This window comes from Sphingomonas bacterium, assembly GCF_903644055.1.
Classification (GTDB): Bacteria; Pseudomonadota; Alphaproteobacteria; order Sphingomonadales; family Sphingomonadaceae; genus Sphingomonas_I.
Window position 1 is genome coordinate 1 of the sequence record NZ_CAHJXD010000106.1, and the last position, 6,822, is coordinate 6,822.

Sequence of the window (6,822 nt, forward strand, 5' to 3'; positions counted from 1 at the left end):
GAGAACGGACATAACGGCTTGCTCCTTGCCGTCTGTCCTACCGTTCAGCGTGGGTTTGTCGAATACGTAATCGCCTTATAATTAGGGTGCCGCTTCGCCGCACTCCCCCTCCACCAGCCTGCGGCTGGTCCCCCTCCCCGTGCCGGGGAGGAACTTCTAGGCGGCGGCTTCCAGCGCTTCGGTCGCTTCGAGCCAGCGCGCTTCGGCGGCTTCGAGCGCCGTCGAGACTTCGGCGCGGCGGCGCATCAGCTCGGTCATCGTCAATTTGGTGAGCGCGGGCTCGGCGCCCGAGGGATCGAACATCGCGCGTTCGACCGCCGAGCGCTGCGCGGCGAGCTTCGTCACCTCGGCCTCGGCGGCGACCGCCTGCTTGCGCAGCGCCTGGCCCTTTTCGCGTGCCTGCGCGGCGGCGCGGCGCTCTTCCTTCTTGTTGCCCTTCTTGCCGCCGCCGGAAGCGTCCTTCGACAGCACCTGCGCGGTATAATCGTCGAGGCTGCCCTCATATTCGCATGCCGTGCCATGATCGACGAGCACCAGCCGATCGGCGGTGAGGCCGAGCATGTGGCGATCGTGGCTGACGACGACGACCGCGCCCGAATAGGTGTTGAGCGCCTGGACCAGCGCCTCGCGCGCATCGACATCGAGGTGGTTGGTCGGCTCGTCGAGGATCAGCAGGTGCGGCGCGTCGCGCGTGATCAGCGCCAGCGCGAGCCGCGCGCGCTCGCCACCCGAAAGCTTGCCGACCTGAGTCATCGCCTTATCGCCCGAGAAGCCGAAGCGGCCGAGCTGCGCGCGCACGGCACCTGGGGTCGCACCCTTCATCGCGGCGGTCATGTGCTGGAGCGGGGTATCGCCGCCGTCGAGCTCCTCGACCTGATATTGCGTGAAATAGCCGATCTTCATCTTGCCGCTGGCGGTCTTCTGCCCCGCCATCGGCGCGAGCTGCGCGGCGAGCAGGCGCGCGAGCGTGGTCTTGCCGTTGCCGTTGCGCCCCAGCAGCGCGAGGCGATCGTCGGGATCGAGGCGGAGGTTGAGCCGCTCGAGGATCGGAGTCGCCGCATAGCCGACCGAGGCCATATCGAGCGTGATCAGCGGCGGCCGAAGCGGCTCCGGATTGGGGAAGTCGAAGCTCAGCGAGGGATCGTCGGCGAGCTCGGCGATCGGCTGCATGCGGGCGAGCGCCTTGACGCGGCTCTGCGCCTGTTTGGCGGTGCTGGCGCGCGCCGAGTTGCGCGCGATGAAATCCTTGAGCTTGTCGCGCTGCGCATCCTGGCTGGCCTTGGCGGCGGCGAGCTGTGCCGCGCGCTCGGCGCGCTGGCGCTCGAACGCGTCGTAGCCGCCGGGGTAGAGCGTCAGCTTGCCACGCTCGAGGTGGAGGATGTGATCGACGACGTTGTTGAGGAAATCGCGCTCGTGGCTGACGATCAGGATCGTCGCGCGATAGGTCTGGAGGAATTCCTCGAGCCACATCACCGCTTCGAGATCGAGGTGGTTCGAAGGCTCGTCGAGCAGCAGCAGATCGGGCTCCGAGAAGAGCAGGGCGGCGAGCGCGACGCGCATCCGCCAGCCGCCCGAATAAGAGTCGAGCGGCCTGCCCTGCATTTCCTCATCGAAGCCGAGCCCGGCGAGGATGCGCGCGGCGCGCGCGGGGGCGGCATGCGCGTCGATCGCGATCAGCCGCTCGTGCACCTCGCCGAGGCGATCCATGTCGGTGCCATGCTCGGCCTCTTCGAGCAGCGCGGCGCGCTCGATATCGGCGGCCAACACCGCCTCGACCGGGGTCGTCAGCCCGGCGGGGGCCTCCTGCGCGATATAGCCGATGCGCGCGCCCCGCGGCATATCGGCGGCGCCCTCGTCCGGATCGAGCAGGCCCGCGACGACGCGGACCAAGGTCGACTTGCCCGCGCCGTTGCGCCCGATCAGCCCCACCCGCGACCGCGAGGGCAGCGCGGCGGTGGCGCGATCGAGGATGGTGCGGCCACCGAGGCGCACGGTGATAGCGTTGAGCGAAAGCATGCGCGCGCCTCTACAGCATGCTGCGCTGCAACCCAAGCCGCGCTTGACCGCACGGAACCGGCGGGCCACCCGGCTCTTCCCGCTCGGAGATGACGATGCACGGTCTCGCGCTCAATTTCGTGTTGCTGCTGGGATCGGCGGTGGTGATCTATCTGTCGTGCGAATATTTCGTGAACGGGGTCGAGTGGGTGGGCCGCAAGCTCGCGATGGGCGCGCAGGCGACGGGCACGGTGCTGGCGGCGTTCGGGACCGCGCTGCCCGAGAGCGTGGTGACGTTGGTGGCGGTGGCGTTCGGGGGAACGGCGGCTTCGAAGGAATTGGGCATCGGCGCGGCGCTCGGCGGGCCGCTCGCGCTTTCGACGATCGCTTATGCGACGGTGGGCGTGGTGCTGCTCGCGACCCGGCAGCAGTTTCCCAAGGCGCTCGCCGCCCACGGGCGCTTCGATCGGCTGGCGCGCGACCAGCGCTGGTTTCTGCTATTGTTCGCCGCGAAGATCGGGCTGGGGCTGATCCTGTTCACGGGCAAGGCGTGGACGGGCATCCTCTTCCTGCTCGCCTACGGGCTCTACGTCCGCCAGGAGATGCGTGGGCCGGCCGATCCCGACGAGCAGGAGGCGCTGGAGCCGCTGAAGTTCGCACCGCGCGCCGAGACGCCCGGGCTGCTGCCCGCGCTGGCGCAGACGGGGTTGGCGCTAGTGGTGATCTTCGTCGCCTCGCGGATCTTCGTCGGGCAGCTCGAGCAGCTCGGGCCGGCGCTGGGGCTGCAACCGCAACTGCTGGCGCTGCTGCTCAGCCCGATCGCCACCGAGCTGCCCGAGACGATGAACGCGATCATCTGGGTGCGGCAGGGCAAATATGCGCTGGCGCTCGCCAATATTTCCGGCGCGATGATGATCCAGGCGACGGTCCCGACCGCGCTCGGGCTGTTCTTCACGCCATGGCTGCTCGGCCCGCCGCTGATCCTGGCGGCGGCGGTGACGGCGGTGGCGATCGTGGCGATGTACAGCATGTTCCGGCGTGGCTTCGCTTCGCGCAAGCTGCTCGCGGGGATGGGCGGGCTCTATGCGGTGTTCGCAGGGCTGCTGGTGGCGATGCATCTCGCCTGACGCCACCGCCGCCCGCCAAGCGCGCGTCGGCGGGTAAGCGGCGCATCACGCATCGCTGTCCTCGGCCAGCGGCAGGTGGAGCGTGAAGACCGATCCGCGCCCCTCCTCGCTGGTGCAATCGATCGTGCCGTGGTGCTGCGCGACGACGGTGCGGACGAACGACAGCCCCAGCCCCGCGCCGCCGACATCGCGCCGCCCCCGGCTTTCGACGCGGGTGAACGGATCGAACAGGCGATCGAGCTGATCGGCGGGAATGCCACGCCCCTCGTCGGCGATCCGGCAGCGGACCATCGGCGCGCCGTCGCGCGTGACCGTCTCGACGGTGCAGACGATGGTGGTGCCGCGATCGCTATATTTGATCGCATTGCCGATCAGATTGACCAGAGAGCGCGCGAGCAAAGATCGATCGCCGAGGACGAGATGCTCCTCGTCGTCCCCCACGGTCCTGACGCGTATCGCGCTTTTCGAGGCGAGCACCCATTGATCGTCGACCGCCTCGATCAGCAGCGCCGAAAGATCGAGCAGGTCCTGATTGGGCCGCGCCGCCTCGGCCCGCGCGAGCTGGACGAAATTGTCGGCAAGCTCCAGCGTGCGCTGCGCATAGCCCGCGATCCGCGCGCGCAACGTATCGACCGCATCCTTGCGCTCCAGCAACGCGAGGATCGAGGCCTGCGGCGAGCGCATGTCGTGCGTCAGCAATTGCAGCGCATCCTCGCGGTGGCGGGTGGCGAGGCGGATCGCGCTGATATCGGTGAGCCGCGCGATCGAGCCTACGGGTTCGCTCGTCGCATCGACCAGCGGCACGACGCGGACCACGAAGGTCCGCCCGTCGCCCGCCACGATTTCGCGATCGGCGCCTCCGTCGACCGGCGCCCGGGCATGCGCGGGCATGATATGATCGAGCAGCTCGGGCAGCCTCGGGCGACCGGCAAGGCCGACATCATCGAGCCTCGGCGCGAACAGCGCCTCGGCGGCGCGGTTGGCGAGCAGGGTGCGGCCGTCGCGATCGAGGATCAATGTCGCGTCGGGCAGGCCCTGGATGCTGTCGCCGAAGAAGCGGCGGAGATCGCGGACGCGTTCGATCGCGCTGTGCAGCAGGATCGTCTGGCGATCGATCACCTCGCGCAGCATGTGGTGCTTGCCCGATCCACCGCCCCGCCCCGGCAGCGGATCGGGTTCGAGCCCGAGCTGGCGCAGCTCGCGCGTCATGTAAGCGCTCGCCGCCTCGAGCCGCCGCCATGCCCACAAAGGATAGACGAACAGCAGGCCAGCGAGCGCCGCGGCCGGGGGGAACCAGATCCGCGCCCACAGCAGCAGCACCGCGCTGCCGCCCAACGTCGCCCCGATCAGCACCAGGCCGAGCAGGAGATTGAGCCGCGGCGATAGCAACAGCAGCGCGATCAGCAGGATCGAGAGCGGCAGGAGGCCATAGGCCAGCTCCGCGCGCGGCCCCGCGGGCCGGATCGTGCGATCGGCGAGCAGATCGTCGGTCGCGTTGGCGAGGATCTCGACCCCGGACATGGTGCCGACGGGGGTCGCATATTGATCGCCCTGCCCGTGCGCGGTGCTGCCGACGAGCACGATCTTGCCCGTGAACAGCGAAGGCGGCACCTCGCCGTTCAGGACGCTGGAAAAGCCGATCGTGCGGTAGCTGCCGGCGGGCCCGGCGAGGGGCAGCAGCACGGGCGCGGCGAGCGAGAAGCGATCGGCGGCAAGTGGATCGGCGGCCGTGCGCTCGAAGGTGGGCGACGCTTTCCCGCGCGCGCCACGATAGAGCAGTTCCGACAGATGCGGCCAGGTCTGGAGGCCGCCGCCGGCGAGCAAGGAGACGCGGCGAACGATACCGTCGCTGTCCGGCTCCAGCGCGGCATGCCCCGGCCGCGCCACCCGCGCGACGATCGGCACGGGAAGCTCGGCGGAGAAGGCCGCGCCATTCTTGCCGGGGACGTCGAAGGCGATCGGCAGGAGGATATCGCCCGCTCGGTGCGCGGCGGCGGCCAGCGCGGGATCGTCGGCACTCGGCTCGACGAACAGGACGTCATAGCCGATCGCGGCGGGCCGGGACTGCGCCAGCCGATCGAGCAGCCCGGCATGGATGCCGCGCGGCCAGGGCCAGCGCCCGATCGCGCCGAGGCTCGTCTCATCGATCGCGACGATGATGATCTGCGGGGCGGGCGCGCGCACCTGCGTGGCGAGCAGGGCATCGTAGATCAGCAGATCTGCGCGCTCGGCGACATGGGTGCGCGTCAGTCCCCAGACCGCGCCCAGCGAAACGAGCGCCACCAGCAGCCATTCGAGCAGCAACCGGCTGCCCGCCGCGACCGTGAGGCCGACCGCCGCGCGGAGAAACGCTGCGCCGCGACCGCTCAGAGCGGAACCGTCAGGCCATCCGCGCGCGTGCCGCCATGAGCCGGTCTCATTGCCCCTCGCCTCCGTTCAGCCGCTCCAGCCTGTAGCCGTAGCTGTAGACGGGCAGCAAGCGGAAGCCCGTCTCGGGCCGGAGCGCGAGCTTGACGCGGATGCGCGAGATGTGCGCGTCGAGCGTCCGGGTGAGCAGATCGGGATTTCGGCCCCACACCTTTTCGAGGATATAGGCCCGCGACAGCGCGCGATCGAGATTCTGGAACAGCAGCAGCGCGAGGCCGAACTCCTTGGGCGTGAGGACGATCTGCTCTTCGCCGATCATGACGCTCGTCGTTTTCTGTTCGAACCTGTAATTCTCGAAAGCCTCGATATCCTTTCCCTTCGAAGGGTAGCTGCGGCGGAACAAGGCGCCGACGCGCGCCAGGACTTCGCCGGTCTGTACCGGCTTCACGACATAATCGTCGGCGCCCATGTTGAGCGCCTCGACGATGTCGCGCTCCTCGCCCCGGCTGGTGACGAACAGGACGGGCGGGGCATGATCGATATGTTCGCGCACCCAGCCGAGAACCTCTAGGCCGGTGGTATCGGGCAAGTTCCAATCGAGGATCAGCAGATCGAACGTCTCGCGCTTCAGCACGGCGATCAGCTTTTTCCCGGTATTGTGGCAATAACAGATGTGCCCGGCGCGCTCCAGAACTCCCGATAGCTGTTCCGCAAGCACGGCTTCATCTTCAAGGATAGCGATACGCATCTGAGTGCCATTTCTTTCTGCTCTGGCCGGACGATCGACTTGGCTATGCCCAAGGGCCTCGGGATAGACAATCTGCATTTCACTGATCATGATCTTCCCCTGTCGATCAATATGCCGCAGTTTATCAACGTCTCATCCTCAAATCATCTTATCTCAAGATAATTTGCAGTTGTTTACCTCATTAACCCGATTTCATTATCATGTGACACAGATGCCGAACGTTGAACACATTGTTTGTGTAAACAATCGTAGCGATTGAGCCTTATGATCAATCAATGCTGGCGTCCCGCCGCTGGCAAGTATTTAGCGAGGGTGAGATAACGCAGGCAGGGGACCGGGGGACCGACGTGATGAATAGCGAGCATGATAAGATCTTCGGCCCGACATGGCCCGAAGCTGCACCGGCCGCCGCAATGTGCATTGTCGATCACTCCACCGTCTTAGCGTGATATGAGGCGGCACACCGGTTGTGATGGCGGATCGACAGAGGCTTAAGGCGCGGGGGGAGTCCCGCGGGCTTCGTCTACAGCTTATGTGGCTGTGGGTGCTGGTGGTGGTTTTGTATTTCGCGTGGGAGGCGGCGGG

General features: G+C 67.4%; 4 protein-coding genes. 1 reads left to right on the forward strand and 3 read right to left on the reverse strand.

The window, feature by feature from the left end:
- Positions 1–156 precede the first annotated feature (156 nt).
- Positions 157–2,016 carry an ABC-F family ATP-binding cassette domain-containing protein gene (locus HUU94_RS04490; protein ID WP_174273908.1) on the reverse strand — a complete coding sequence of 620 codons (1,860 nt, stop codon included), beginning with the start codon at positions 2,014–2,016 and terminating at the stop codon, positions 157–159.
- 89 nt (positions 2,017–2,105) lie between these two features.
- Between HUU94_RS04490 and HUU94_RS04495 the strand changes: the two genes are divergently transcribed.
- Entirely contained in the window at positions 2,106–3,122 is a 1,017-nt protein-coding gene (locus HUU94_RS04495; protein WP_254601948.1) for a sodium:calcium antiporter, read from the forward strand.
- Positions 3,123–3,167: 45 nt separating this feature from the next.
- Here HUU94_RS04495 and HUU94_RS04500 read toward each other — a convergent pair whose 3' ends face one another.
- Both HUU94_RS04500 and HUU94_RS04505 read right to left on the reverse strand, forming a co-directional pair.
- Positions 3,168–5,426: a CHASE2 domain-containing protein gene (locus HUU94_RS04500; RefSeq protein ID WP_174273909.1), complete on the reverse strand. Its 2,259-nt coding sequence runs from the start codon at positions 5,424–5,426 to the stop codon at positions 3,168–3,170.
- 112 nt (positions 5,427–5,538) lie between these two features.
- Positions 5,539–6,237, reverse strand: a complete 699-nt coding sequence (locus tag HUU94_RS04505; protein ID WP_174273910.1) for a response regulator transcription factor — start codon at positions 6,235–6,237, stop codon at positions 5,539–5,541.
- Between the last annotated feature and the right edge of the window lie 585 nt (positions 6,238–6,822).